Source organism: Alloalcanivorax mobilis (assembly GCF_002864685.1).
GTDB classification, from domain to species: Bacteria; Pseudomonadota; Gammaproteobacteria; order Pseudomonadales; family Alcanivoracaceae; genus Alloalcanivorax; species Alloalcanivorax mobilis.
Genome location: NZ_NMQZ01000086.1, coordinates 1 through 475, shown reverse-complemented (window position 1 = coordinate 475; position 475 = coordinate 1). Strand labels below are relative to the sequence as shown.

Sequence of the window (475 nt, the reverse complement as noted above, 5' to 3'; positions counted from 1 at the left end):
CGTGGCAAAGGAAAAATTTCAACGTAACAAACCGCACGTAAACGTAGGCACCATTGGTCACGTTGACCATGGTAAAACCACGCTGACCGCCGCCCTGACCCGGGTTTGCTTCGAGGTATGGGGTTCAGGTTCCGCGAGCGCGTTCGATCAGATCGATAACGCCCCGGAAGAGCGTGAGCGCGGTATCACGATTGCGACCTCTCACGTGGAGTACGACTCCCCGAAGCGCCACTACGCGCACGTTGACTGCCCGGGTCACGCTGATTATGTAAAAAACATGATCACTGGTGCGGCGCAGATGGACGGTGCGATCCTGGTTTGCTCCGCGGCCGACGGCCCGATGCCGCAAACCCGCGAGCACATCCTGCTGTCGCGCCAGGTTGGCGTACCGTTCATCGTTGTGTTCCTGAACAAAGCGGACATGGTGGACGACGAAGAGCTGCTGGAACTGGTGGAAATGGAAATTCGCGAGCTG

1 protein-coding gene is annotated in these 475 nt (G+C 58.1%); it reads left to right on the top strand.

What is annotated here, in order from left to right; translation table 11 throughout:
- Position 1: 1 nt before the first annotated feature.
- On the top strand, positions 2 to 475 hold a 474-nt coding region (locus CGS25_RS18860; RefSeq protein WP_157933885.1), incomplete at its 3' end, for a GTP-binding protein.